24 protein-coding genes, 1 tRNA gene, 2 pseudogenes and 1 riboswitch are annotated in these 23,159 nt (G+C 36.7%); of the genes and pseudogenes, 11 read left to right on the top strand and 16 right to left on the bottom strand.

Annotation, left to right across the window (positions count from 1 at the left end; genetic code table 11):
- Positions 1 to 3 precede the first annotated feature (3 nt).
- The 3 genes from HNR41_RS08035 to HNR41_RS08025 all read left to right on the top strand — a co-directional run bounded on the left by HNR41_RS08035 (position 4) and on the right by HNR41_RS08025 (position 3,290).
- Positions 4 to 792 (top strand): MBL fold metallo-hydrolase, encoded by a 789-nt coding sequence (locus HNR41_RS08035; RefSeq protein ID WP_229714967.1) that lies wholly within the window; start codon positions 4 to 6, stop codon positions 790 to 792.
- 315 nt (positions 793 to 1,107) lie between these two features.
- Positions 1,108 to 1,587, top strand: coding sequence for a 23S rRNA (pseudouridine(1915)-N(3))-methyltransferase RlmH (rlmH, locus tag HNR41_RS08030; protein ID WP_184283488.1), 480 nt, complete (start codon positions 1,108 to 1,110; stop codon positions 1,585 to 1,587).
- Positions 1,588 to 2,579: 992 nt separating this feature from the next.
- Positions 2,580 to 3,290 (top strand): hypothetical protein, encoded by a 711-nt coding sequence (locus HNR41_RS08025; protein WP_184283486.1) that lies wholly within the window; start codon positions 2,580 to 2,582, stop codon positions 3,288 to 3,290.
- Positions 3,291 to 3,554: 264 nt separating this feature from the next.
- Here the strand turns inward: HNR41_RS08025 and HNR41_RS08020 are convergent, their stop codons facing one another.
- Both HNR41_RS08020 and HNR41_RS08015 read right to left on the bottom strand, forming a co-directional pair.
- On the bottom strand, positions 3,555 to 5,336 hold the full coding sequence (locus HNR41_RS08020) for a M3 family oligoendopeptidase (RefSeq protein ID WP_229714982.1): 1,782 nt from the start codon (positions 5,334 to 5,336) through the stop codon (positions 3,555 to 3,557).
- 565 nt (positions 5,337 to 5,901) lie between these two features.
- Entirely contained in the window at positions 5,902 to 7,326 is a 1,425-nt protein-coding gene (locus HNR41_RS08015) for a vWA domain-containing protein (protein WP_184283482.1), read from the bottom strand.
- A 283-nt stretch (positions 7,327 to 7,609) separates the two neighbouring features.
- Here HNR41_RS08015 and HNR41_RS11415 point away from each other — a divergent pair, with 283 nt between their 5' ends.
- Together HNR41_RS11415 and HNR41_RS08005 are read left to right on the top strand one after the other, a co-directional pair.
- Positions 7,610 to 8,338, top strand: coding sequence for an HNH endonuclease (locus HNR41_RS11415; protein ID WP_184283480.1), 729 nt, complete (start codon positions 7,610 to 7,612; stop codon positions 8,336 to 8,338).
- 157 nt (positions 8,339 to 8,495) lie between these two features.
- Positions 8,496 to 8,678, top strand: a complete 183-nt coding sequence (locus tag HNR41_RS08005; RefSeq protein ID WP_188357536.1) for a DUF4357 domain-containing protein — start codon at positions 8,496 to 8,498, stop codon at positions 8,676 to 8,678.
- Positions 8,679 to 8,889: 211 nt separating this feature from the next.
- Here HNR41_RS08005 and HNR41_RS11500 read toward each other — a convergent pair.
- Positions 8,890 to 9,009: pseudogene (locus tag HNR41_RS11500) on the bottom strand (GIY-YIG nuclease family protein); the annotation flags it as partial.
- Between the two features lie 69 nt (positions 9,010 to 9,078).
- Here HNR41_RS11500 and HNR41_RS08000 point away from each other — a divergent pair.
- From HNR41_RS08000 to HNR41_RS07990, 3 genes and pseudogenes are all read left to right on the top strand, one after another.
- Positions 9,079 to 9,390 (top strand): annotated as a pseudogene (locus HNR41_RS08000) (DUF488 family protein); the annotation flags it as partial.
- Positions 9,391 to 9,507: 117 nt separating this feature from the next.
- Positions 9,508 to 9,759: a hypothetical protein gene (locus HNR41_RS07995; RefSeq protein WP_184283469.1), complete on the top strand. Its 252-nt coding sequence runs from the start codon at positions 9,508 to 9,510 to the stop codon at positions 9,757 to 9,759.
- 150 nt (positions 9,760 to 9,909) lie between these two features.
- A complete protein-coding gene (locus HNR41_RS07990; RefSeq protein WP_184283467.1) occupies positions 9,910 to 10,911 on the top strand; it encodes an LLM class flavin-dependent oxidoreductase in 1,002 nt (333 codons plus the stop codon).
- Between the two features lie 58 nt (positions 10,912 to 10,969).
- Here HNR41_RS07990 and HNR41_RS07985 read toward each other — a convergent pair whose 3' ends face one another.
- From HNR41_RS07985 to HNR41_RS07975, 3 genes are all read right to left on the bottom strand, one after another.
- On the bottom strand, positions 10,970 to 11,344 hold the full coding sequence (locus HNR41_RS07985; RefSeq protein WP_184283465.1) for a DUF3021 family protein: 375 nt from the start codon (positions 11,342 to 11,344) through the stop codon (positions 10,970 to 10,972).
- The gene (locus HNR41_RS07980; RefSeq protein ID WP_184283463.1) at positions 11,341 to 11,784 is read right to left on the bottom strand and encodes a LytTR family DNA-binding domain-containing protein; all 444 of its coding nucleotides are present in this window, start codon (positions 11,782 to 11,784) and stop codon (positions 11,341 to 11,343) included. The genes HNR41_RS07985 and HNR41_RS07980 overlap by 4 nt, the downstream gene beginning before the upstream one ends.
- A 302-nt stretch (positions 11,785 to 12,086) precedes the next feature.
- On the bottom strand, positions 12,087 to 12,845 hold the full coding sequence (locus HNR41_RS07975) for a glucose 1-dehydrogenase (protein WP_184283461.1): 759 nt from the start codon (positions 12,843 to 12,845) through the stop codon (positions 12,087 to 12,089).
- A gap of 138 nt (positions 12,846 to 12,983) precedes the next feature.
- On the opposite strand from HNR41_RS07975, the gene HNR41_RS07970 reads away from it, so the two are divergent.
- Complete coding sequence (locus HNR41_RS07970) at positions 12,984 to 13,553, top strand: TetR-like C-terminal domain-containing protein (RefSeq protein ID WP_184283459.1); 570 nt, start codon at positions 12,984 to 12,986, stop codon at positions 13,551 to 13,553.
- A gap of 122 nt (positions 13,554 to 13,675) precedes the next feature.
- Here the strand turns inward: HNR41_RS07970 and HNR41_RS07965 are convergent, their stop codons facing one another.
- From HNR41_RS07965 to HNR41_RS07955, 3 genes are all read right to left on the bottom strand, one after another.
- On the bottom strand, positions 13,676 to 14,377 hold the full coding sequence (locus HNR41_RS07965; protein ID WP_186100375.1) for a hypothetical protein: 702 nt from the start codon (positions 14,375 to 14,377) through the stop codon (positions 13,676 to 13,678).
- A 43-nt stretch (positions 14,378 to 14,420) separates the two neighbouring features.
- A complete protein-coding gene (locus tag HNR41_RS07960; RefSeq protein WP_184283455.1) occupies positions 14,421 to 15,047 on the bottom strand; it encodes a GNAT family N-acetyltransferase in 627 nt (208 codons plus the stop codon).
- A 104-nt stretch (positions 15,048 to 15,151) separates the two neighbouring features.
- A tRNA-Leu gene (locus tag HNR41_RS07955) sits at positions 15,152 to 15,235 on the bottom strand.
- A 132-nt stretch (positions 15,236 to 15,367) separates the two neighbouring features.
- Here HNR41_RS07955 and HNR41_RS07950 point away from each other — a divergent pair.
- Together HNR41_RS07950 and HNR41_RS07945 are read left to right on the top strand one after the other, a co-directional pair.
- Positions 15,368 to 16,015, top strand: coding sequence for an HD domain-containing protein (locus HNR41_RS07950; protein WP_184283454.1), 648 nt, complete (start codon positions 15,368 to 15,370; stop codon positions 16,013 to 16,015).
- Positions 16,012 to 16,632: an NAD(P)-dependent oxidoreductase gene (locus HNR41_RS07945; RefSeq protein WP_229714966.1), complete on the top strand. Its 621-nt coding sequence runs from the start codon at positions 16,012 to 16,014 to the stop codon at positions 16,630 to 16,632. Before HNR41_RS07950 ends, HNR41_RS07945 begins: the two co-directional genes overlap by 4 nt.
- A gap of 37 nt (positions 16,633 to 16,669) precedes the next feature.
- Here HNR41_RS07945 and HNR41_RS07940 read toward each other — a convergent pair whose 3' ends face one another.
- The 7 genes from HNR41_RS07940 to HNR41_RS07915 all read right to left on the bottom strand — a co-directional run bounded on the left by HNR41_RS07940 (position 16,670) and on the right by HNR41_RS07915 (position 23,159).
- Positions 16,670 to 17,533, bottom strand: coding sequence for a phytoene desaturase family protein (locus HNR41_RS07940; protein WP_184283452.1), 864 nt, complete (start codon positions 17,531 to 17,533; stop codon positions 16,670 to 16,672).
- Between the two features lie 9 nt (positions 17,534 to 17,542).
- Complete coding sequence (locus HNR41_RS11530) at positions 17,543 to 18,043, bottom strand: glycosyl-4,4'-diaponeurosporenoate acyltransferase CrtO family protein (protein WP_221432898.1); 501 nt, start codon at positions 18,041 to 18,043, stop codon at positions 17,543 to 17,545.
- 96 nt (positions 18,044 to 18,139) lie between these two features.
- Positions 18,140 to 18,316 (bottom strand): hypothetical protein, encoded by a 177-nt coding sequence (locus tag HNR41_RS07935; protein WP_184283451.1) that lies wholly within the window; start codon positions 18,314 to 18,316, stop codon positions 18,140 to 18,142.
- 70 nt (positions 18,317 to 18,386) lie between these two features.
- A riboswitch (SAM riboswitch) is annotated at positions 18,387 to 18,490 on the bottom strand.
- A gap of 50 nt (positions 18,491 to 18,540) precedes the next feature.
- Entirely contained in the window at positions 18,541 to 19,497 is a 957-nt protein-coding gene (locus HNR41_RS07930; protein ID WP_184283450.1) for a 2-hydroxyacid dehydrogenase, read from the bottom strand.
- Positions 19,498 to 19,655: 158 nt separating this feature from the next.
- A complete protein-coding gene (locus HNR41_RS07925; RefSeq protein WP_184283449.1) occupies positions 19,656 to 20,363 on the bottom strand; it encodes an aggregation-promoting factor C-terminal-like domain-containing protein in 708 nt (235 codons plus the stop codon).
- Positions 20,364 to 20,702: 339 nt separating this feature from the next.
- Positions 20,703 to 21,578, bottom strand: a complete 876-nt coding sequence (locus tag HNR41_RS07920) for a hypothetical protein (protein ID WP_184283448.1) — start codon at positions 21,576 to 21,578, stop codon at positions 20,703 to 20,705.
- A 114-nt stretch (positions 21,579 to 21,692) separates the two neighbouring features.
- The gene (locus HNR41_RS07915) at positions 21,693 to 23,159 is read right to left on the bottom strand and encodes a carbon starvation CstA family protein (protein WP_184283447.1); all 1,467 of its coding nucleotides are present in this window, start codon (positions 23,157 to 23,159) and stop codon (positions 21,693 to 21,695) included.

Below are 23,159 nucleotides of genomic sequence, written 5' to 3'. Positions count from 1 at the left end.
GGAATGAAGATGAGCGTATTAGCAAGCGGCTCAACAGGCAACAGTACATTCATTGAAACAGAAAAAGGAAGTGTACTTGTAGACGTCGGGCTGTCATGTAAGAAAACTGATGAAACGCTCAATCAAATAGGTAAATCACTCCAGGATATAAATGCGATTTTCATTACACATGAACACATTGATCACATCAAGGGCTTAAAAGTGATTGCGAAGAAATACGAAATACCTATTTATGCCAACGAGAAGACATGGGAAGCGATGGAGCGTAAAGATATCATTATTAATCCAGACCGGAAATTTCACTTCAACCCGCTTGAAGAAAAAGAAATTGCCGGGCTGAATGTCCAGTCATTTAACGTATCGCACGATGCAATTGATCCTCAGTTCTACACATTTACTAAAGATAATAAGAAAATATCGCTTATAACGGACACAGGCTATGTATCAGATACGATGAAAGGCATCATCAGGGAAAGTGACGTGTTCCTGTTTGAATCGAACCACGATGTGGATATGCTCCGTATGGGAAGATATCCGTGGAATACGAAACAGAGAATACTTTCAGACGTCGGTCACGTATCAAACGAAGATGCGGCACATGCGATGAAGGACGTTATAACGAGCAATACAAAACGTATTTATTTGGGACACTTAAGTCTGGATAATAACATTAAAGAACTCGCGCGTATGAGTGTTGAGCAGATACTGAATCAGTACGACATCGATACGCACAACGATATAATGATATGCGATACAGATAAGGCAGTTCCGACAGAAATATATCAGCTTTAATAAGAAGACCAAATTGTGAGAAAAACTGCGCAATTTGGTCTCTTTTTGTACTTTTGAACAAGTTATCCACAGGTATGGTGATAAAGTGTGTATAAGTGGGATAAAAACGTGGATAAGTGTGTGAAATGTAGGAAAATACATGGAATATGCAATAATGAGCCCTAAAAAAGAGCGTAATGGTGCGGTTTTGTGTTGAAAAGTTATCAACAGCCTGTGGAAAACCGGTGTATAACTAATAAAATTGCAGTAATTATACGAATTTGTCCACAGTTCTGTATAATTGAAAATAATACGTCAAAAGTAAAGGTGAGACAGATGAAACTGACAATGATTACAGTGGGAAAACTGAAAGAAAAATACTGGCTGGATGCGGTAAAAGAATACAAAAAAAGAATAAGTAAATATGCAAAAATAGAGCTGATTGAAGTTGCGGATGAGAAGGAACCGAATAATGCGGGGCCGAAGGATCTGGAGCAGATAAAAGATAAAGAAGCAGAGAGAATTTTATCGAAAATAAAAGACACGCAGCATGTGGTGACTTTGGAGATTAACGGCAGGCAGTATACGAGTGAAAAGCTGGCTCAGGAATATCAGCGATGGATGAATACAGGAAAAAGTGATGTCGTATTTGTAATCGGCGGCAGCAACGGAATCGGTGAAGCAGTGAAAAAACGGAGCAACCAGGAAATCAGCTTCGGAACTCTCACCTACCCGCATCAGATGATGAAAGTAATGATGCTGGAACAGCTGTTCAGGGTGAATAAGATATTGAGAAACGAAGCGTATCATAAATGATGCGGTTTTCAAGTACTTTTAAGTAAGGTAATCTGAAATGTCTTATCGTTAATAATGTTATAAGGAATTATGGTAATTTAATCAAAAAGTAATGAGAAGATTACCAATCGAAAAAGCAGAAAAAGAGAGGTTGTCAGTAGTTCCAACCTCTCTTCTAAACATATACAATTTTAGAAGTGAAAAAATCAGTGTATTAATTGATAATTCATTTGATTTTATACAATTTATTTTGTAATACTCTTGAATTTCACATAGAAATATATCAATTCCAAAAATAAAAGAATGATTGCTATAAGTGTTAAAAAATAGCTGAACGAAAAAGAAACATATAAGACAAATAATGTAAAAGAAACTACTATCGATATTTTATAAAATAGTTTAGCAATTATCGGCCATGTTTCTTTAGGAATATCAGAAGTGTCTATAGATGCGATTATATTCAAATTATTAGTTTTGTAAACATATAAACCGAAAGAATACATAACAAGTGATATAACGGCGCCTATAATTATATCTATATACATTAATTCTCACCAAGGCGTAAAAAAATGGCTGTAAATTTTACATTGTTCTTCACTAATAGTATCGGGAGTGCACTGGTATATCTATGTATAACTCGATGTAAGAAATCGCTACTACTCAGTGTATTATGGGTTTCTTTTAAGTCCGTATATTGTAATACTCTCTTATTGGACGTAACTAATATTGTGTTATCAAATTCTACAGTTTCAACAAGGTCAAAGTAATCTACTATAAAACTTGCTGCTTCAGTGATGTTAAGGTACTCAAGAAAATTTTTATATGGATGAGTTTCATGATATTTAAAATGCATAACGGTTTACTCCTTTATATACTTTTGAGTCTTTTTTTATAATACATACTTGAAATACAGAATGCTATACTTATTCTGTAATGCGTAGTTAAAGTGAAGAAATCGTCTAACTATAATATGAAGGAATTGATAAAGAATAATGATTGGTGGATGTTTTACAGTGTTGGAATACATGATGACGTTATCAGAACACATAACTTTTGGTGGTGTTTCAGAATGGGAGCTTTCCAGTTTCGACTGGTCTATAATTGCGGCATTTTTTTCTGCAGTAGCAGCTTTAGGCTCGCTATTTATTGCGATATCACAATTTAATTATTTAAAAAATAAAGAATCTGCGATTTTAGGACTCAGCTCTAGATTTGAAGAAATATCATTGAATTATGATTCTACCCAATTTGAAGAAATAATAGAATCACATTACTTCGTTCTTCAAAATTTATCAGTATTACAAATTAATCTAGTCGAATTAGAATTGGGACAAGACCTAAACAAAAATAAAAAAAAGTTTTTTCAAGATGCAGATGACAATCCTGCTTTTATAACATTAGGATTTCCTATGCAACCTGTAATAAAGAATTTCCAAGAATATTTCACATCTAAATTAAAATTTAACTACATTAGATCGGATGAAGTTATAAAAGTAGAGTTACCCTCGTTCATATTAAAAGAATTTATACATGCTTCATATAAAATGAGAGACGGAAAACCATTTTCATATAATAACTATTTAATAATTAAAGTGAAATATTTTGATAAAGCAAAATCTAAATTTCAGTATCAAATTACTAAGATGCCATACGAAATAAAATTTATGGGGGCTAGGGCTGTGCTGCATTTCAATATTGAACCGGCAGTTATAAAATTAGATTGATTATTAAGGTAGTAAAGTAAAATTCGCACCATAAACTGATACGTTGAAGCATATCACAAGTAGTGCGTGTTAAGATACAATACGCACATGTGGTAACCAGAAATTTATCATAAATAGATAAAATATAACTATTTAATAATATTATCATGATATATATATAAGATTTGAGCTCGGTATTTTACCGAACTCAAATCTTATAAGTTATCTAAAATTATTTTTTTAAATTCATGGTGTCAGCTTATAGATGGGCTTATCATTTATAAATTAAACATGTGATTCTGTTAGTTCTAAAAATTCTTCAATATCTTTATGCACTGAATCCAGTGCTTCTTGCCAGAAGTCTGGTTTTCTCAGGTCAACATTTAAGTGCTTTTCAGCAAGGTCTTCTGTAGTCATGCTCGCAGTATCGCGAAGAAGTGCAATATAGTCATCTTCAAGTAACGTATCGTCTTCTAAGAAACGGTTGTATATACCTAAGCTGAAAAAGTATCCAAATGTATAAGGGAAGTTATAGAATGGTACGCCTGTAATATGAAAATGTAACTTTGTTGCCCAGAACATTGGATGGTATGAACGAAGTGCATCTTGATAGGCTTCTTTTTGTGCTTCTTCCATCAGTTCTTGCAGTCTGTTGCTGTCTACAGTTCCTTGTTGGCGTTCATCATATAAATTGCGTTCAAAGATATAGCGTGCATGGATATTCATCATGAAAGTCGCACTTCTAGCAATTTTTTCATCTAGTAAGTTGATTTTTTCTGCATTGGACGTTGCATTTTCAATCGTTGCATTTGAAACGACAAGTTCTGCAAATGTAGAAGCTGTTTCTGCAACGTTCATTGCGTAACGTTGGTTAAATAGTGGTAAATCACGCAGGACATAACTATGGAATGCGTGTCCGAGTTCATGTGCGAGTGTTGACACGTTGCTTGTGCTACCGGCAAACGTCATAAAAATACGTGACTGTTTAGATTCAGGAAGATTTGAACAGTATCCACCTGGACGTTTTCCTGGACGATCTTCCGCTTCAATCCACTGCTCTTCAAAAGCTCGATGTGCCATCTCTGCCATTTTTGGACTGAATGATTTAAAGTTATCGATAATAAACGTTGCTGCTTCATTGTAAGTATACCGCTTGCTCGTATAATCACCTACGTCAACACTTGCTGTAACATCGAGCCATCCTAATTGATCAACACCAATTAATTGCGCCTTTCGTTCAAAGTATTTTTTGAAAGGTGTTTTATTTTTTGTAATAGTATCCCACATCGTATCGAGAGTTTCTTCTTCCATACGGTTATAGTCTAGTGGCACTTTCATATAATCTTTATAGTCGTGAAGTTCATAGTCGTTTAAACGGAATCCTGATAAATGATTTAGCGTTGTAGAGAATAAATCAGCTTTTTCCTTCCATGTTTCTTCCCAAGTTTTTAAAAGTTTTTCACGATGTTTTGGATTTTCTTCTGACTTCATCTTGTTTTCAAATTGGCCCGCTGAATAATAAACGGTTTCATTATCTTCAGTTACTGGAATTTGAATAGAAGCGACGAGTTGATTGTACATATTATTCCAGCCCTGTAAGCCGTCTAGTGATAAATGATTGATGATTGTTTCTTCTTGAGTTGATAGTAAATCTTTTTCTTTTTGTCGTATTTCTTCTAACGGGAAATGCATCGGTTTAAAGAAATCTTCCTCTAACAGCTTGCTAAATTGATCTTCAGTCAGTGAGCTGATCTTTTTATTTAAAATAATATTCTGTGATGAGAGGTCTTTACGTAAGTTCGCAACCGCATTTAAATTCTGCATTGCTTTTTGATCGGTAACATCTGCAGATACTAAACCATTCGCAAAACTCCCCATCTCACCAAGCGCGTTTGAAATTTTTTCATAGTTTTGTAAGATTCCTTTCAGTGACGTAAAATCATTTGAATGTTCGTCCGGCTCCCAATTATCGAGTTCGTGAGAAAAAGCTGTAATACTATCTCTTACTTCTGATAATCGTTTTTGGAAAGCTTCAGATCCACTTCCACCAGGAAATATACTCTCCATATCCCATTTTTCTTTGTAGTTCATCAATTACCTTCCTCTCTTAATTAAAACTGTATTTATTTTTATCATACAGGAAATGAATGCAGAGAAACATTAATCACGCTGATATACATTAATAGTCCGAGCTTGCACCTATGCTAACGATAAAAAGAAGAGCAATATTTGTAGAATTTAAACTAATAAGAAAAAGCGATTTTAATTAACACAGCAAGAGTTAGGAGTGCAGATGAGATGACTCTTGATGAAGTGCTTAAAAGAGGAAAATTAAAAGTTTTGCGATTGATGTCCATGAAGAGTCAAAGATGAATCGTAATTTAATTGGCATGGAGAATGTAGTCTTAACGCTATATATTGGAAAATGTTTTACGTTTATAGTCAAATATAATATAGACAAACTTACTTTATATTAATTCAACCTGTATAATTTTTTAATTCACTAGTTTGGAGGATAACTAGAAAGTTACCATAAATAGAACACATTAAATATATTCATGATGAATATGCCCTTACAAAAAATAGAACTATCCGGGAAAACCGGATAGTTCTAGCTCAAGGGAAACTTCAATTATTCTTCAATATCTTCCTTATAATCACTTTCAATTTCATCAAACTCCTGGTTCACAGAATCACGGAGTTTTTCTTTCTCTGAATCAATATCATCTCCAGCGTCTTCATAGTTCTCACTTAAGAAGTCTCTAACAATCAGGTATCTCTCTTCTGCCCATTCTCTGGCTTTAGGGTAGCGGAACTCTTGTGAACTATTCATCGATACATCATTTAAGACACCATCAATGCTATTATCTGTCTGACGGTTCGCTGTATTTGCCGCATTAACCACCCCAGTTCGATCAAGATGCTGGTCGTTACTTGCTTGAGTTATATTTTTAAGATTCTCATTTGACCAATCACGGTACTTATTAAATAAGTTTAGTTTCTCACGTTTTAATATTCTGGATAATTCATCTGGATTTGTTGCTGACAAGTACTCTCCACCATTAGCTTCTGTAATATCCACTAATGATTGCACTTCATCGTCTTGAATGTCAAAACCAATGATATTTAGAACTGTTTCGATATTCTCATCTTCTGGAAGGTCTTGGACAGCTGCCACAGGATCTCCATTACAAGTCTCCTGTCCATCGCTGACAACGTAAATTGTATGACTACCAGTAGATTCACTATTCTCAATCACCTTACCTACTTCTTCAATCGCAAGTGCTAAGGGTGTGAAACCTTCACTACCATATTGATTTAGAGCTTCATTAAATTCATTCTCTTCATATTCACCAATTGGGAAGGTCTCTTCAACTGCAGAACATGAATTACTTTCCTCATCGCTGTCTTTACTGAAGCCATAGTTAATCAGACTTACTTGAGTACCATTTGGCATATCTTCAACAAATTGATTCACTGATTCTTTTGCCGCATCCATCTTAGTCTGTCCATCTATTTCATCAGCCATGCTGCCACTGTTATCCATTAAAATATAGACATTGTTTCTAAGCGACAACTCACCATCCTCAACCTTTAAGCCTCCGGGCTGGTCAGTTAAATCAACTAACTCAGCAGAGAAGTCTTGAAAGTACTTAATTCCTTCCTGCATGTCAGGGTGACCACCTAACATTTCCAGTAATTTCTCATAGACCATCTCATCTGTGACATCACCATTATTATCTTCAATGAATGATGTTAGCTCATCTTCAATTTCCTGCCTTGAGGCGTTTATCATTGTTCCTTGTTCTTCCTCAAGAACAGATTCTAAAGAAATCTCTATCTCAATATCTTCTGATTCATTTGATGCTGTCTCTTCTTCTGTCGTTTCATTTTCTTCAGAGTTAGTATTTGATTCATCCGGATCTTCATCTGAAGTAGCCTCTGCTTCTGTTGATTTGTCCTCAGTACCTTCCTCTGTATCCTCTATTTTTTGATTTGATTCATCTGGGCTTTCTTCCGTTGTGCTGCACGCGGTAAGTATGATAAAAAGTGCCATAAGAATAAATGTTCTCATCATTACCTCCTTGTAAATTTATACTTATATTTAAGTATAGCCTATAATTTTTTAAAAAAACTTGAAAATCTGAATTTTAATCGTAAAAATTCTGTAAATTTATTTTCATTCTTTTTTGTAAAAACCGCATCGTAAAGCGATATGCCGAGAGCTATCATAAGTGATGTGATTGCTTAAAATAAACATAAATTATTCATTACTTTGAAGATTCTTTATAATACAATTAGTTTGTTGGATTCAAATAAAGTTTATGAGGTGAATGGAAATGACTCAATATTGGTTAATATCTGCAAATCATAATAAATATGATCATGAAGCGGCATTCCAAAAATGGGGTTTTATCGACTGGAAACAAGGTAACTATTCTTATCAAGTGAACGATATTGTATATATTTATGCTAGTGCTCCTTTTCAAACTATTAAGTATAAAACACAAGTCGTAGAAATAGATAAGACAAGGAATGACATTGTAGATGACTCTCAATTTTGGAAAGACAGAACTAAGTATGAAGAAGCATTACAAGGTCGATTTATGGAATTAAAATTGATTGAAGAGTTCGCATCTGACGAAAGACACTTGAAAAATTTAATAGAAAATGGTTTGAAAACGGCTCCTCAAGGACCACAACGATTATCAGAACCGCTTAGAACTTACCTTCTAGAATTAGAAAACTTTTCTGTGCTCTACCCTGAGGTTATACAAAATGACACGTTGTATGAAGGAGTCAAAGAACAAGTTGCTGTAAACAGATACGAGAGAAGCTCTAGAGCACGCCAGGAATGTATAAATTATTATGGATACAATTGTATGGTATGTGATTTAAATTTTGAAAATGAATATGGTGAGATCGGAAAAGAATTTATTCATGTACATCATATTGTTCCCTTATCAGAGATAGGTAAAGAATATAAAATAGATCCAGTTAAAGATTTAAGACCGGTTTGTCCAAATTGTCATGCGATGATACATAGAGGTTTAGAAGTGGATTTTTAAGTAGTAGATTAAAGTTTATCAAAAAGAATGCGTAATTATAAATGCTAAAATTAATTTAGATGAGAAAATAGTTTCTCAGAATATATCCATGAAAAAGAAATCAAAACTGATGAAGAGCATCGAGAAGATGATGTAGAAAAACTATTGAAAAATATAGATGAACAAGACGATTAAAAGTTTTTCAAGCGGGAGGTTACTTAATGAACTAATGGAAACCAAAACAATCAACGATGAAGGTACGTTGGTAAAAGACTATACTTTTACTAAACCCTCTACGGCAGCTTCAATTGTTGCACGTAAATCTTCTAATGGATGGAAAATGTGGAAGAAAAAAGATTAAAAAACACTAGATAAGTGTGTACCACGGTATTAATCTTCTTCTTTTCAGTAGAGCTTGAAGGATATCAGATGTAAAGGGCTGCTCTCTCCCTTAAATTAGTGAGAAAGCTTAATCCTAGAAGAGAAGCATGCCCCTTATATTGAATTACTGTATTGAAGAATATAAACTATAAAATGAATTTGTTTAAATTAAGAACGTTATCATTTAGTAATCAGTTATGATTCATTCCATTTTTCTTTGTATCGAATACGTTTTTCCAGTAATTTTCTCTTTCAAGAATAATTTCACTTTTGGTTCTGGTATCAAATATCTCCAGAATGGAATACTGAAAGTATTTATGTATATTATTATATAAGCTACATCTAATGAGTTTAAATTTAGAGGAGGCTGGAAAAATCAATTCTTCCATAATTACGCAGCTTATACGCTCACTGATGAATTTAAAGAAGGTATCAATTCGTTAATGGAAGATGCTAATGAAAATACAGTTGCTATCTTATGTGCTGAACGTCATCCATCAAGATGTCACCGTTTAATCATTAGTAACTGGTTAGCTGCGCACGATTTGAGTGTAGAGCATATAATAGTGAATAATAAAGATGAAATAGAAGTAGTGTCTCATAAGTCAGGTCAATGGGGTGCCATGCCGATTATAGAGAATGACGGGGAAATCGTTTATCCTAAAAATACAACAAGTAATGATTCTCAGTAACATGATAAGTATTTGCCTTGGAATCTTATGAATAAATTCCGACAAATGACAATGGAGATTATTCAGGTAATTCACTGAATGATATAATTAAGTCAAAGCAAACTAGGGGATAATTTTATGAAAAATATGAACAAATCTAAAATGACTGTAATAATCCTTTTCGTTTTGATGCTGATCAGTATCGCATTACTGCTTGTATTTATTTTTATGGCAGTAGATAATCTTGAAGAAAGAAAAGGAGCAACTTCGGAAATAGAGCCTGTGATTGAAGAAGAAATAAGTTTTAATGAAATTCCAGCTGCTTGGGCTGAATTTTTAAATATTGAAGAGCAAGAAACATCTGACTTAAATTGGTTAGATGTTTTTTGATTTAATTTCTTCTTCGAAAATGAGGATGATTCGACTTTTAAACAGTTCATTATCTTTATATCTCATGGTGTTTTATGATTGGAGTATCTCATTGTAATGGGATACATTACATTAAGACTTAATAAGATACGTAAAGGAGAACTAATTTAAATGACAAAACATATACCATTAAATGTCCTTGAACTTGTGGGCATTTCGGAAAATCAGACAGTTAGGGAAGCAATCGAAGCGTCCCTAGACAATGCTGAACTTATTGATAAACTCGGATTCAAGAGACTTTGGTTCGCTGAGCATCATAATACAAAAAGTCTTGCATCAGCTGCGACATCTCAGCTGATTGCGATGGCCGCAGCGCGGACAAAAAATATCCGCATCGGCTCAGGCGGTATCATGCTGCCGAACCATTCACCGCTGCAGGTCGCTGAAAATTTCGGCACGATTGCACAGCTTTATCCGGATAGAATTGATCTCGGACTGGGTCGCGCACCAGGTACGGATCAAAGAACATCTCAGCTGATTACGCGCACCAGCAGTGATGCTCAAAACTTTGCAAATTCAATCTACGACCTTATAGGCTGGTTCAGCGATGAAGGCCTCGCTCACAGTGTTCCGGTGACTTCTACAGTGGGTACAGGGACACACATTCCAATTTGGGTACTCGGCTCAAGTATGAACGGTGCATCTATTGCAGGTCAGCTGGGTCTGCCTTATTCAATAGCGACCCACTTTACGCCGGATGATTATAAACAAAAAATTGATATGTACCGCTCGGCGTTTACGACAGATTCGCCGACTTCCCAGATTGATGAACCTTATGTTATGGCGGGAATTAATGTCGTTGTGGCACCGACAGATGAGGAAGCAGAAAAAATCTGGACCACAACGACACAGATGATGATGGATATGCAGACTGGCCAGCAGCGTAAGCTCCAGCCGCCAGTTGAGCCCGAAGAATTAGGAACAGAAGAACAAAGAAAAATGATGGATGCAATGTTCAGTCTCAAAGCCGTTGGTTCACCTGAAACTGTTCGTAAAAAACTGGAAGAGTTTACTGAAGAGACCGGAGCAGATGAACTGATTATTGTGACTTACGCTTATGATCCAGAAAAAAGAAAACAATCGATGGAACTGCTGGCAGATTTGTGGTTCTAAATAATATGAAAAAGCTTCTAACCTGTTGATGATTTGGTTAGAAGCTTTTTTAAATACTCTATTTTCCATTCAGTTTCTCATTGATTTTTTTACTGTCGAGAAACGAAATCAGATAGAACGCGAGAAATATTATGAACATGATTACAAAGATAATGCCTGCATAGGAAAGTACAGATGCAATATTCATATCTATCCATCCATTGATTAAAGAGACGGATATGAATGCAATGATACCCACTGTAAATTGAATTGTATAAGCAGGTAATCCTGACAGCTTTGTGTAATGCAGCATGGTTGAGATTCCGATAATTCCAGATGCAATCCATACAGAAATTATTTCATTGGATAATGTACCTGAAAGACCAAAGAGGAGATAAACAAAACTCCCAATACCAACAGCTTCTGCAACACAGATAATTAATCTTTTCATCATATCCCCAGCCTTTCTTTTAATTTAGAAACGTAACGTCTCGAAATACTGACTTTTTTGCCATTCTTCATCCTTGCAATCAAATTTCCAGAAAATGAAGGTTCAACGCGGTTAATCATTTGAATATTTAACATTTCTGCCTTTGATACTTTCAAAAATGTTTCTGAGTTCAATTCCTCCAGCAGCTCCCTTAAACTTTTTGATGTTACAATCTCTTCTGTCTTGGTATATATAGTCAGCGTTTTATCCTGTACTTCTGCAGAGATAACATCTGATTTCTGTATCATCAACAGTTCCTCATCGGAGCGGATAATTAAATTTTCCCTGTCTGTTGTAAAGTGATCTATATAAGATAAAACCCTGGCCCCTGCTATTGCTGTTTTTGTATGGATTTTGACTTCGTCTTCATTTAACTGTTCGTCAATAATTAATTCCGCCTTCATAATTATCCCCCTTGTGGCTAAACTCGTTAAACACAGTATATAACGAAAATCAGTATTTAAAGGTGAGTTTTCCGTGAGAGGTTAATAATCATTCGCAAGCGGTAAAAATTATTTATTATGAAGATATGTTCATAGAAAAATGAACTATCCGGCAAAACCGGATAGTTCAAACTGAGAGTAGTGTAGTATTTTATCAGAAATTTTTTTAATCATTTATTTAATGAGGTTTATAGAGAAATAAAAGAAGGGATTAAATAATAAATTTAATCTCTTCTTTAGTATTACCTATTCATTTAATCAGTTTAGTACGCAGTCCAGCCGCCGTCTGCAGCAAGAACCTGGCCATTAACGAAGCTCGCTTCGTCTGAACCGAGGAAGACTGCTGCTTCAGCAATTTCTTCAGGTTCCCCTGCTCTCGGGTTAAGTGACATTCCCTGACTTTGACGACCAGCTCCAAATTCACTCATATTCTTCATAGATGAAGCAATATTTGTCTTAACTGCCCCTGGTGCAATACCGTTTGTGCGGATATTTTTATCTGCATACATAAACGCTGTGTTTTTTGTTAAACCGACAACTGCGTGTTTTGATGCTGTATATGCTGCACCTGCACGGCCGCCGTATAGTCCGCCTGCTGAAATATTATTAACGATTGTACCGTGTCCCTGTTCTAAGAACAGGTTGACTGCCAAACGCATTGATTTCATTACTGCTGTCGTATTTACAGCGAATAACATTTCCCATCTCTCGTTTGAAATTTCTCCGACAGGTTCCATGCCGTCCATAATTCCTGCATTGTTAACTAAGATATCCAGTTTACCGAAGTTTTTCTTCGTTTCTTCGAATAACTGTTCAACTTCTTCTTCTACAGAAACATTCGTTTTAATTGCGAAAGCTTCTGCACCATTAGCTTTAAGGTTTGCTGCAACTTCCTCTGCACCTTCTATGTTTAAATCAGATACGACAACTTTGGCACCTTCTCTTGCGTAAGCTTCTGCGATTGCTTTACCCATCCCTGATGCTGCCCCTGTTACGATTGCAACTTTGTCTTGTAATCTCATTTTTGTAGCCTCCTTATATTGTACAACTGTCTATTATCTATTATAATAATGAAGGTAAACGCTTTCAATAACCAAAAATTAGATAACTGTTCATTAATGAACGGATACATATAATATTGTTCAATAAGAGGTGAGAAAATGTCGAAAAATGATTTACGTATTGTGAAGACTAAAGACGCCTTGCATCAGGCATTGCTGCAGTTATTAAATGATAAAGATCTCGATGAAATTTCTATAACAGAGATCTGCAAAAAAGCTAAGATTAACCGGGGCACTTTTTATTTGCACTACGGGCAAATTGAAGATGTGTTTGAGGAGTATTTTAAGGAAATAACTTTAGACTTGGCCAGTTCTTATAAGGAACCTTATCGTCGGGCGGCGATTTTGAATGTGGATGAATTGGACTCTTCGACAATCCGTATCTTTCATCATATTGAAAAATTTAAACCGTTTTACGAAATTATTTTTTCCAGAAAAGTACCGTTAAGATATTACTATATGCTGTTTGATGAAATCGATAAATTGTTCTTAGAAGATATGGATAAACAGCAGGGAGACTTTAATCATGAAATGTTTGCATCCTATCAGTCCAATGCTATTATCGGTATGATTATCAACTGGTACAAAAATGGTTTTTCCTACAGTGCAGATTATTTGAACGATCAGCTGGTAAAAATTTTAAATGTGAATAAAAAAAGACCACTATAAGTTGATATGCTCTCGGTCAAGTAGACAAGTCAAATACTTTAGGAGGAGCATATCAAGTTGAACTGCTGGCATTTTTATAATGATTTACAGTCAGAATGATTGTCTGCATTTCTGGATATTCATTAGACATTATCCTGCTGCATCGTGCTGAGAGCGTCTATGTATTCGGGAATTAAATAGCTGTATCCTGCCTGGGTTAAACAGCGGACAATTTCTTTCTTTCTGAGCGGATCTCCAGGATAGACAGTGTCATCCGGGTACAAACCGTCAATACGTGGAAATTCGCCTGCAAATACTTTTTCAGTCATTTTCGTCAGCAGTATTTCCGGTTTAAAAAGACTGACACTGACACCGATAAAATCACCTTCCGGCCGGTTACGGTCCTGGATATAAATGTCGTATATTCCCCATTGCCAGTGACTGATATCCTTGTAATAAACTTTATAAGTCTTCTTCCTTCTGGTCACTATAAAATACTCGTCCGTTTCCTGATAAGTGAAGTCATATTTATGCTTAATCCCCCATGTCAGCAATGTGCTGATAATAGTAATAACCGCAAATACTACAGCCATTTCAGTATCTTTCATCATTGCACCGAGAAGTGTAAAACCCGCGCACAGTATGCTTAAAATCAGCATAACTCTGGAGAAAAAGGTCATCAGCTGACCCGGTTTCTGAACCTTATGTGTATAACTTTTCCTGTTCATCCTGTTATAAACTGAAGCAATGAAATACAGGACTGCAAGCACACCTGAAATGACCATCATCACTATACTGTTAAAACTGAACATCGTAATTTTGTCCTTTCCATTTATAAATTTCATACAGTATAACAAATGGCAGCAAGGAAGAAAATGAAATTTTCATTTACACATATCCTTTATATATGAAAAATTCGATTTCCTTGTTGACGGGTGTCTTAATATATCGTTTTACAGCAGATGCCCGTTCCAGTCCTTTATAGTCGTAGAAGCCGAAGTTGCAAGTTGTATCTGTATACAGGTAGTAAGTCTCAATCTGATTCTTCTTAAGCTGGAGAAGTAAATCGTTAAATAAAGCAGACCCGGCCCCGAGTCCCTGAAGTGAGGGACTGACTGCAAAGAGTGAGAGTTCTGCTTTAAAAGGTTCGTTTAAACTGTTCAGCATACGGCTGTTTAACTCATCAACTGCTTTTATATAATTTAATAGCACGTTCCGGCCTTCTGCGGTTACTGCCATTTGCAGTCCGTGTTTTAGAACTTTCATTATATAAAAGCCACGTCTTTTATGTTTAGCCTTAAAAGCACTTGTAATGATACCCGCTGCTCTGCCCTCGACTTCCACGACTCGATTATATGATTGACGGCTCAGTTCGTAGTATAGGAATATGTGTGAGAAATGATAGGCTGTATTTTTGGAAAACATCTTTTCATAACTCCAGCTTTGACTGATCACTTCAGCCAGATGAGCAGTATCCCTCTGCTCAAATGGACGGTAGACTACTGTTCTTTTCATAAAAACTGCTCCTTTCTTCGATTTCAGTTCTTTTTATCAGTGTATCAGCAGAGTTTAAAAAATAAAAAAAAGACCACTAAAAAATTAGTGGTCTTTAAAAGTGATGCGGATAAAGGGAGTCGAACCCCCACGTCGATTAAGACACTAGAGCCTGATTCTAGCGCGTCTGCCAGTTCCGCCATATCCGCTTAATATAATATTAATTAACAATAATATAAAATCCCTCATTATGTCAATAATTTTATATCATTTTTGTTAAATGTAGATAAATCAAAGTATAATGAAAGTATTATTATAATAACTGATGGAGGAACACTTTCATGACTGAAGATAAAGTACTACAAAATATTGAAGAATGGGTCAAAGGTGAGCTGCTAAATGAAAAGAGCGGCCATGACTGGTACCATATAAAAAGAGTCACAGATATTGCCAAAGAAATATTAAAGCATGAAAAGGCAGATGATTTTACTGTAATTTCTGCTGCCCTGCTCCATGATATTGCGGATGATAAGGTAACCTCTGACGTTAACATGGCACTGGAACGTATTAGAAAACTGCTTGAAAGAAACGAGGTTGCTGATGAGACTATTGAGACAATTATAGATATCATTACAACAATGTCATTTAAAGGCGGGACAGGCAAGGAATTATCGTACATCGAAGCTCAAATCGTTCAGGATGCCGACAGACTGGATGCTCTCGGGGCAATCGGAATTGCGAGAACTTTCCAGTACGGCGGTGCTAAAGGACAGGCAATGTACGACCCTGAAATTCCTGTCAGAGATCAGATGAGTTTTGAAGAATACCGTCACGGTGAATCGACTTCTATTAATCATTTCTACGAAAAGCTGCTGCTGTTAAAGGACAAGATGAATACACAGGCAGCCATTAATATAGCTGAAGAACGGGAAGCTTTTATGAAACAGTTTCTGGATACATTCTTTAAGGAATGGGAGGGTGAACTATGATGAAAATCATTGTATTTGGAGCAACAGGCGGTGTTGGTAAATACGTTGTGCAACAAGGCCTGGATGCAGGATTGGAAGTTACAGCATTTGTACGTACCCCGGCTAAACTTGAAATTACTCATGAAAATTTAAATATAGTACAGGGAGATGCCTTCAATAAGGAAGAAGTCTCTGCAGCAATTTCAAATCATGACGCGGTGGTATCGTGTCTCGGTTCAAGCAAAGGTATGAGGAAATCTGAAGAACTTCAGAATATGACGAAGAATATTGTTGAAGGCATGAAAGAACATAATGTCGAGCGTATTGTTTATACAGCATCAGCAGGCGTGCATAAGGAACTAACGGGCATTATGGGTAAAGTAATTATGCAGCTGCTTAAGAATGCATTAATCGATCACCGTGCTGCTGTCGGACATATTCAGGATGCAGGATTAAACTGCACTATCGTCCGTCCTATGGGATTATCGAATAAAGAATTTACTGGTGAATACAGAGAAGCTGCTTCAGGTGTGCCGGCTAAATCAAGTTCGATACCGCGTGCGGATGTTGCACATTTTATTATTAAAGCTTTAAAAGATTCAAGTTATGAAAATACTTCAATTGGTCTTGCAACATGATAAAAATCTGGATACTGATAATCAGTATCCGGATTTTTTAAATTTTGGAATCTTTTTCTGCAATATATTTCGCTGCATTTTGACCGCTCAGTGTGACCATCGGCATACCGCCGCCTGGATTCACTGTGCCGCCGACAAAGTACAGGTTATTTATAAATGCAGACTCTTTTGGATGCTTAAATCCCTGGTTCAGCTTTTTATCTGACAAAGTACCGTATATGGATCCGCCGTCAGATAGATACATCGACTCAATATCGTGAGGTGTAAGCATGTATTCTGTGACTATATGTTTTCTTAAATCTGTCAGGCCCATATTCTCAAGTTTTTTAAGAACAAGCTCCCTGAAATTCATATAATCTTCTTTCGTGTAATCAATATAATTAAGAGGTGGAATATGCGGTAAAATTTTCAGGTTTTCATGGCCTTTTGGTGCTTGTGACGGGTCTGTTTTATTTGCATTGACTAAATAAATTGTCGGATCTTTTGGCAGCTCTTTTTTATCAAATACAGTTTCATAATTCTTATCCGAGTCTTCGGAAAAGAAAAAGTTATGATGTCTAAGCTCCGGATATGTTTTATTAACACCAAGATGAATGACCAGACCTGAGCTCTCGGGCGGGAATTTCTTTTTCATCTTACTAATATTTTTAGGCAGCGTATCCAGAACTTTCGTATAGAATGGAATAACTTCCATATTTGAGACGTAAAGATCTGCTTCAATCTTCGAGCCGTCGTCTAAAATCAGATGTTCAATAGTACCTTCGTCAGTAATAGCTGTTTTCACTTCACTGCCTGTAATAATTTCTACACCAATTTCATGTGCTAATGTCTGGATCGCTCCGGCTAAATTATGCAATCCGCCTTTAACAAGTATAAAAATAAATATCGCTGTTTGAATCATTCTATCACCTCAGTTCAAGTCATCATTTTTAAGCCGGCGTGCGTACAATCTTTCAAATCGGGGGCGGTTGTATCTCTGAATTATGATAAAAGGGATATTGCTGACTAGTGCATAAAGTCCGTGGATTATATAAGTCCATCTGGGATTGAATAAAAGAATAAACGGCAGGGAGAAGATTATCATCCAATGAGTAACCTCAGCACGGTTAATTTCTATAATGAAGGATTTTAAGGCAGCGGGACTTTTATCTTTTAACTCAGACTTATTGTAGCTGCCGGTAAAAATCTGACCGCCTTCAGGAACTATATCTTTCCACTTCCGGACTTGGAATAGTTTGTTCCATAGGCTGCCGTTTTTTTCAAAAGTATATGATTTTAATCTGAGCGGACCGCGGAAGTACGTACGATTATTGATGCGTAAAAATATATAAGAAATAAAATAATGGATGAAACCCCATAAAACGGCGTTGAAGAAAAGCAGTTTAAAGAGTTTTTTTAATCTGCAGAACAATTAATCGCCCCTCTCCGAGTATGTAAAAAATTGCTATTATTAATTTTAATAATAGCAATTTATATGATGGGTTAATAGTATTAGTAACTAGAGAAATCAGCTTTCTTCTTTAAATAAAATATAATCTCTGTACTCTTCAACATCGATGCGATTTGCGATTTCACGTTTTACCCTGCTGATATGATTCGCTTTTGCGATGTTGCTCATCGTGCTGTTCGCCTGATATGCTTTCCACTCGTCTAATTCCGAAAATAGTTCGCGTACGGTTTTCATGTAATTACCACCCTTTTTATTTTTTCAAATAAAATAGCTCTTCTCTGAATTAAGAAGAGCTTTACCCGACTTCTTATCATCCAGTTTAAATAAACTGTTGGATTTAGCACATCGCTTTACAGCTGTTGCCGGAGTTTCACAGGGCCAAATCCCTCCACTCACTCTTAATAAGAGAACTATTTTATTTAATTGCTATTATACGATAAATCTTGTATTATTTCATCTTATTTGTTCACCTGATAATCCAGCTCAGTATCTGTTAAAGCTTTAACTGCCTGATCTGCAGCTACTTCCGCCATTTTATTTCTCGCTTCGTAAGTGTCATTACCGATATGCGGTGTCAGAATCACGTTATCAAGTTTTGCAAGTTCTTCATTAATATGCGGTTCTTCTTCATGTACATCCAGTGCTGCTGCCTGTATCTGCTTATTTTTTAAAGCATCGATAAGTGCTGATTCATCTACAACACCGCCGCGTGCAGTGTTAATGAAATATGCAGATTCTTTCATCTGTTCGAATTCTTTTTTACTGAATAAATGATGTGATGTTTCATTATAGTTTACCTGAGTAATGACATAATCAGCTTCTTTTAAAGCTTCTTCAAGACTGACTTTTGTCGCATCAAGTTCTGTATCTTTTTCTTCGTGGTCAACATATAAAAGCTTCATATTAAATGCTTGAGCAATTTTACCGATATACTGTCCTATCTGGCCGAAGCCGACGATGGCCAAAGTTTTATCGACAACCTGATTACCGCCGAGATAACCCATAACCTGCCAGCCGTCGAATTCATTTTTCACAGCCATTTCGTGTCCTGGAAGCACACGGCGTGAGAGTGCCAGCATTAATGTTACTGCAAGTTCCGCAGTTGATGCGACAGATTCATGGACTGGAGTATTAGTCACAGCAATATTATGCTTATTTGCTTCATCAATATCAATGTTATTAAAACCTGAGCCGACGTTCGCAATAACCTTAAGGCCTGTATTCGCCTGAATTACTTCAGCGGGAGCCTGAACGTTAACGCCGGTAATTAAACCATCTGCACCTTTAACTCTATCAATAATTACTTCTGTTTTTGGAGTAGTTAATTCATCGTGCATATCCAATTCGATATTTTGATCTTTAATGATTTTTACTGCAGTTTCGGGAAGTTTTACTGCGCTATAGATTTTTGGCATAGTTGAACCTGCTTTCTTATATATGTATTTTTAAATCATATAGCCTAAATAAAAAGATTTAAACTTTTATGGATAAGGAGAGTATAGAAGAAACAAAAAAACTCCGAATTGCCTGGGAAATACCGGGCATTTCGGAGCGAATTATATGAGAGTGGATCTTACCACCAGTTGTTTGCTTCACGGAATTGGATGGCCGCGTCGATTGAACCGTAACGTTCCTGAGCATAGTTAAGCATACCTGAAGTTTGCTGAGCTACTGAACCAGTACCCCATGACTCTTTAGTCTGACCCAGACCTTGGTAGCCGTTCGGACTTACTGCGTTTGGATTACCGCTTGATTCCGGTAATACGATTGAGTTCCACATAGCTTCAGTTCCGCCGGCTGCTAAGAATTGTGACTTAGTAGACCCGCCAGTTGATTGTGTTGTTTGTGGAGCTGGAGCTGAAGGCTGTTCAACTTCCTGTACTGCTGGAGCTGCTTGTGTGTTTTGTGCAGGCTGTTGTACTTCTTCAGTGTAAGTGTAGTTGTTTTGTTCAACTGTTTGAGTGTCTTCTTTCACTGCAGGTGCAGCTGATTGTTCCTGAACTTGTACTTCAGCTTGTGCATTACCATTAATTTGGTAAGCCCAGGCATAGTTAGTGCCATCAGATTCGAAGTCGTAGTTAAAGTTTTTGTGGTCAAAGTTGTAGTCATATGAACCTTGGTGTAATGCTGATGCATTTAATGCTTCAGGGTTATTTTGTGCTGTGTAAGCAAGTTCTTCTTTATTAAGATTATATGATGAAGCCTCTGCGTCCTGTCCTGCTGCAAATCCAGTTACGCCTAAACCTAATGCTAATGTAGTTGCTAATATTGTTTTCTTCATAATGTGTAATTCCTCCAAAAAAATGATTATGCATTAAATGCATTTACTGTTTTTTTAATCTGATTAAGGGTAAACATAAACTTAATTAAGCCTTGTTTTCCTACGACATGACCAAATATAACATAGAACTTTTTTACGTGTGTTACAGTCTAATAATAAGAACGTTACAATTAAAAGTGGAATTGTAATATTGACATCTGGCTGTATTGTTTCTGATTATTACCATTGAATAGACACATTCACGTAATATTGAGATGCAATTTGTAATATATAACAGAAACATGTCTGCACAAAAAATCCCGGTCAGCGTAATACTGACCGGGATTTTTAAATATTTAACTATTCTACTCGTGTATTTTCCAGTTCTGCATAGTCTGTCAGATAATATCTGCCATCTTGTTTTACAACTTGATAACGGGCGTATACTTCATAAACACTGTCTGTATTTATATGTGAGTATTCCCGTGTGGCATAGATATACATGCTGCCGTCAAGATTCTCCACTTCAGAATCGATAAAGACAGAATAAGTCATATGGTTGCTGTAGTTTCCGGATGCTTTGTTTGCAAAGAGTGCGTTATATCCCGGTGAGTCAGGAAGATAAAAGCTGAGTGCTACTTCATTTTCATTATTAAAGAAAGCGGGCAATGAGAATAAGTACTGCTGCACAAATTCTGATGGATTCGTAATTTCTTCTGGAATTTTATCAGAACGGGGGAGAATTGTAGAATTAATCATATCAGACTCACCGTATTTGACTTCGAATGAATATTTCACTGCACATGGCAGACAACCGCTGCCCGGTGCCTGAGGCAGTATACCGTCAGCAACAAGGTCGCTGTAGGTCTGAAACTGATCTGCTTCAGGAACGTTCTCGCATTCTGTAAGCTGTGTCATAATGCAATTCTCGGCAGCAGTATAGTTTATTTCATTTGTTTCATCTGTACTTTCATTTTCCGTATTATCTGATTCATTTTCATTTTCTTCATTATCAGCAGTTTCATCTGTGCTGTTTTCTTCGGATTCAGCTGCCGGATCTTCTGAATCTTCCTGTTCGGGCTGCTCTACGGTCTCAGTTTCAGCTTCGGTTTCCGATACAGCCTCTGTTTCTTCTGATGTATTTTTTCCCATATCTTCAGCCGGTTCTTCACTGCCGCTGCATGCAGCTAAAATGACCAGCATCACCATTAATAATAAAACCACCCATCTTTTCATTATCTGAAACCTCCTCTCATTATCATACTCACGATTAAACAGCTCTTACTATAAAACATGCCCCAAACAAAGAGCTGGTAAACTCTTCATCTGAGGCATCAATCATTTTATATATTATTTTGAGTAAGCGTATTGTTCTTTGTTCCAGCCTGAAACGTCTATTTCCAGCGGAGTTTTTTCTCTGCGTCGTTTTCTCGCAGCGTTAAAGAATAATATTGTAATGAGTACAGTTACAATCGCACTGATAATTAACGAGATGTTCATCGGCATATTTAAACCGATGGGCGCGTTAATAATATAAGTGGAGACTGTCATCGTCATAAATACTGCCGGGACGACGGCTATCCAGTAATTGCGTCCTCCGATGAACAGGTACATTGCCCCGATCCACAATGCAATCATCGCTGTTGACTGGTTGGCCCAGTTAAAGTAACGCCATAACAGTGTGAAATCCATGTTTGTCAGAATAATCGATACGACAAAAATCGGTGCGGCAATCCAGACTCTGTTCATTATCTTTTTCTGAGGTACACGGATGTAGTCTGCAATAATCATTCTCGCACTTCTGAATGCAGTATCCCCTGATGTAATCGGAAGAACGATTACACCTAAAACTGCAAGTGTGCCGACAATTGGACCAAGCATCATCGTTGAGATTTCATTAACGATACCGCCTGTACCGATTGTAGTAATCAGTTCGTTTAGAGTAATTGGTCCGTCAAACAGGCTCATTGCTGCCGCTGCCCAGATCATTGCAATGACACCTTCTGCAATCATCATGCCGTAGAAAATTGTGCGTCCCTGCTTTTCATTCTTAGTTGTTCTCGAAATAATCGGCGACTGCGTGGCGTGGAAGCCTGATAACGCTCCGCATGAAATCGTTAAGAACAGAAGCGGGAAGATTGCTGCACCTGCCGGATGAGTATTTGTGAATGACAGTTCTGGAATCGGCGCCTGATTCCAGACAAGAGCAATCCCAATACCAACTGTACTGAATAACAGCAGTGCACCAATATATGGATAAATTGTCCCGATAATCTTATTAATCGGCAATATTGTCGCCAGCAGATAATAGATAAAAATAATTACAACAAATATGACGACTGGTACTGAACCATTTACAAGGTCATACAGTAAATCTGCAGGTGAAGCGACAAACACTGTACCGACCAGAAGCAGCAGTAAAATAGAAAAAGCATTAACGACATGCTTCATCGCTTTTCCTAAGAACTTGCCTGCAAGTTCCGGTAAGTGTGCACCATTGTTTCGGATGGAAATCATTCCTGTTAAGTAATCGTGAACACCGCCGGCAAAAATACAGCCGACAACAATCCAGATAAACGCCGGCGGTCCGTAAAGTGCACCCATAATCGGCCCGAAGATCGGCCCGACACCGGCAATGCTGATTAATTGAATCAGTGCATTTTTATTTTTATGCATTGGCAGATAATCGACACCATCATGTTCCGTATAAGCCGGTGTCGCTCTATGCTCTTTTGGTTGAAAAACTTTTTCGACAAACTTTCCGTATGTAAAGAACCCTATTATTAAAAGAGCGATAGCCCCTATAAATGTAATCAT

Origin of the sequence: Jeotgalicoccus coquinae (genome assembly GCF_014207425.1) — a bacterium.
Classification (GTDB): domain Bacteria; phylum Bacillota; class Bacilli; order Staphylococcales; family Salinicoccaceae; genus Jeotgalicoccus; species Jeotgalicoccus coquinae.
The sequence above is the reverse complement of the archived record's forward strand: the minus strand, read 5'-3'. Positions and strand labels throughout refer to the sequence as shown.

Excerpts from the sequence above, each read along its gene's own strand:
- HNR41_RS08035 (WP_229714967.1), top strand. The coding sequence starts at position 4 with ATGAAGATGAGCGTATTAGCAAGCGGCTCAACAGGCAACAGTACATTC.
- rlmH (WP_184283488.1), top strand. The coding sequence starts at position 1,108 with ATGAAACTGACAATGATTACAGTGGGAAAACTGAAAGAAAAATACTGG.
- HNR41_RS08020 (WP_229714982.1), bottom strand. The coding sequence starts at position 5,336 with ATGGAGAGTATATTTCCTGGTGGAAGTGGATCTGAAGCTTTCCAAAAA.
- HNR41_RS08015 (WP_184283482.1), bottom strand. The coding sequence starts at position 7,326 with ATGGCACTTTTTATCATACTTACCGCGTGCAGCACAACGGAAGAAAGC.
- HNR41_RS11415 (WP_184283480.1), top strand. The coding sequence starts at position 7,610 with ATGACTCAATATTGGTTAATATCTGCAAATCATAATAAATATGATCAT.
- HNR41_RS08005 (WP_188357536.1), top strand. The coding sequence starts at position 8,496 with ATGAACAAGACGATTAAAAGTTTTTCAAGCGGGAGGTTACTTAATGAA.
- HNR41_RS07995 (WP_184283469.1), top strand. The coding sequence starts at position 9,508 with ATGAAAAATATGAACAAATCTAAAATGACTGTAATAATCCTTTTCGTT.
- HNR41_RS07990 (WP_184283467.1), top strand. The coding sequence starts at position 9,910 with ATGACAAAACATATACCATTAAATGTCCTTGAACTTGTGGGCATTTCG.
- HNR41_RS07985 (WP_184283465.1), bottom strand. The coding sequence starts at position 11,344 with ATGATGAAAAGATTAATTATCTGTGTTGCAGAAGCTGTTGGTATTGGG.
- HNR41_RS07980 (WP_184283463.1), bottom strand. The coding sequence starts at position 11,784 with ATGAAGGCGGAATTAATTATTGACGAACAGTTAAATGAAGACGAAGTC.
- HNR41_RS07975 (WP_184283461.1), bottom strand. The coding sequence starts at position 12,845 with ATGAGATTACAAGACAAAGTTGCAATCGTAACAGGGGCAGCATCAGGG.
- HNR41_RS07970 (WP_184283459.1), top strand. The coding sequence starts at position 12,984 with ATGTCGAAAAATGATTTACGTATTGTGAAGACTAAAGACGCCTTGCAT.
- HNR41_RS07965 (WP_186100375.1), bottom strand. The coding sequence starts at position 14,377 with ATGAAATTTATAAATGGAAAGGACAAAATTACGATGTTCAGTTTTAAC.
- HNR41_RS07960 (WP_184283455.1), bottom strand. The coding sequence starts at position 15,047 with ATGAAAAGAACAGTAGTCTACCGTCCATTTGAGCAGAGGGATACTGCT.
- HNR41_RS07950 (WP_184283454.1), top strand. The coding sequence starts at position 15,368 with ATGACTGAAGATAAAGTACTACAAAATATTGAAGAATGGGTCAAAGGT.
- HNR41_RS07945 (WP_229714966.1), top strand. The coding sequence starts at position 16,012 with ATGATGAAAATCATTGTATTTGGAGCAACAGGCGGTGTTGGTAAATAC.
- HNR41_RS07940 (WP_184283452.1), bottom strand. The coding sequence starts at position 17,533 with ATGATTCAAACAGCGATATTTATTTTTATACTTGTTAAAGGCGGATTG.
- HNR41_RS07935 (WP_184283451.1), bottom strand. The coding sequence starts at position 18,316 with ATGAAAACCGTACGCGAACTATTTTCGGAATTAGACGAGTGGAAAGCA.
- HNR41_RS07930 (WP_184283450.1), bottom strand. The coding sequence starts at position 19,497 with ATGCCAAAAATCTATAGCGCAGTAAAACTTCCCGAAACTGCAGTAAAA.
- HNR41_RS07925 (WP_184283449.1), bottom strand. The coding sequence starts at position 20,363 with ATGAAGAAAACAATATTAGCAACTACATTAGCATTAGGTTTAGGCGTA.
- HNR41_RS07920 (WP_184283448.1), bottom strand. The coding sequence starts at position 21,578 with ATGAAAAGATGGGTGGTTTTATTATTAATGGTGATGCTGGTCATTTTA.
- HNR41_RS07915 (WP_184283447.1), bottom strand. The coding sequence starts at position 23,159 with ATGATTACATTTATAGGGGCTATCGCTCTTTTAATAATAGGGTTCTTT.